We start from the raw sequence: 1,502 nt of genomic DNA, 5'->3' as shown, positions 1-1,502 counted from the left end.
CCCCTACAGCGTGCGCCAGCAGCCGAGCGAGGCCAACGCGCTGGGCGAGTTGAAGATCCTGTTCCCCAACAAGCACGCGATCTACATGCACGACACGCCGCAGAAATCATTCTTCCAGCGTGATATGCGCGCGCTCAGCCATGGCTGCGTGCGGCTGCAGGACCCGCGCGGCATGGCGGCGGCGGTGCTTGGCACCTCCGTGGACTATATCGCCGAGAAGCTGAAGCACGGCCACTCGACCGAGAATGTGACACGCACCATCCCGGTCTATGTCGCCTATTTCACCGCCTGGCCTGATCTGTCCGGCAAGGTCGAATATTTCGGCGACGTCTACGACCGCGACTCGCGCCTGAAGCAGGCTCTGGACGCCACGGAGGCGGTTCGCTCGCCTTCGAGTTGATCCAGGGCTTTCGCTAGGCCGTTAACTCATAAATACGGCATGACCGAAAGCGGAAAGGCGGCTGAGAGGGAACGAGGAGCGGCGGCTACCGTTATCGAACAAGCTCAAAACGCAACTGTGATCCTGTTTCGGTAGGGACGAACGATGTTGAGCGCTCGAAGCGGAGGCGCCTATGTCGAGCCATTATGCGATTCTCGAAGCCCCCTCCACGCTGGGCCTGGCGACCGACGGTGTGGAGCGCTTGCCTGGCCGGCTCCTGGACCTTGGCCTTGCGGAGCGCATCCAGGCGCGCCGCGCCGGGCGGCTGGCTGTGCCTGCGAAGGACCCGACGCCCGATTCCGAGACAGGCACCCTGAACGCCAGGGCAATTGCGCAGTGGTCGCCCAAGCTCGCCGACGCCGTGGAAGCGGTGCTTGACGCAGGCGGGTTTCCAGTGGTGCTGGGCGGCGATTGCACGATCGTGCTGGGCTCGGCGCTCGCGTTTCGACGGCGCGGCCGCTACGGCTTGCTCTTCATTGACGGCAACGCCGATTTCTTCCAGCCAGAGGCGGAACCCAATGGTGAGGGTGCCTCGATGGACCTCGCCTTCGTCACCGGCTACGGTCCCTCGCTTCTGACCGACATCGAAGGTCGCGGTCCTCTGGTCCGCCCTGAAGACGCTGTCGCCTTCGCGTATCGCGATCACAAGGATCAGGAGGAGTACGGAAGCCAGCCGCTCCCCGAGGAGCTCAAGGTGCTTGACCTTCCCGCTGTGCGCGCGACGGGCATCGAGGCCGCCGCACGCGAAGCGGTCGATCACCTGACGAGAGCGGAATTGGACGGCTTCTTCATCCATCTCGACGCCGACTGTCTCGACGATGTCATCATGCCGGCTGTCGATTTTCGCGTGCCAGGCGGGTTGTCGTGGGACGAGTTAACGGCCGCGCTCCGGCTTGCCTTGGCGAGCGGCAAGGCAGTCGGCCTCGAGATCACCATCTACAATCCGCGCCTTGATGAGGACGGCAGCGCCGGACGCGGCCTCGCCGACGTACTGGCCGCTGCGCTCGGAACAGCAGCGCCATGACGATGACGAGCCATGCCTGCTCTCGGGCGCAGCAAGAAG

Annotated in this window: 2 protein-coding genes; both read left to right on the top strand. The window is 64.4% G+C overall.

Annotated elements, in window-relative coordinates; all coding sequences use genetic code 11:
• A partial coding sequence (locus EN984_RS34265; protein ID WP_164765906.1) for a L,D-transpeptidase family protein occupies positions 1-400 on the top strand: 400 nt, incomplete at its 5' end.
• Positions 401-572: 172 nt separating this feature from the next.
• Positions 573-1,463: an arginase family protein gene (locus EN984_RS34260; protein WP_127269436.1), complete on the top strand. Its 891-nt coding sequence runs from the start codon at positions 573-575 to the stop codon at positions 1,461-1,463.
• Positions 1,464-1,502 lie beyond the last annotated feature (39 nt).

The organism is Mesorhizobium sp. M7A.F.Ca.CA.004.12.1.1, from assembly GCF_003997835.1.
Classification (GTDB): Bacteria; Pseudomonadota; Alphaproteobacteria; order Rhizobiales; family Rhizobiaceae; genus Mesorhizobium.
This window is presented reverse-complemented; position numbering and strand designations above follow the sequence as displayed.

Coding starts and splice junctions, on each gene's coding strand:
- EN984_RS34260 (WP_127269436.1), top strand. CDS start 573: ATGTCGAGCCATTATGCGATTCTCGAAGCCCCCTCCACGCTGGGCCTG.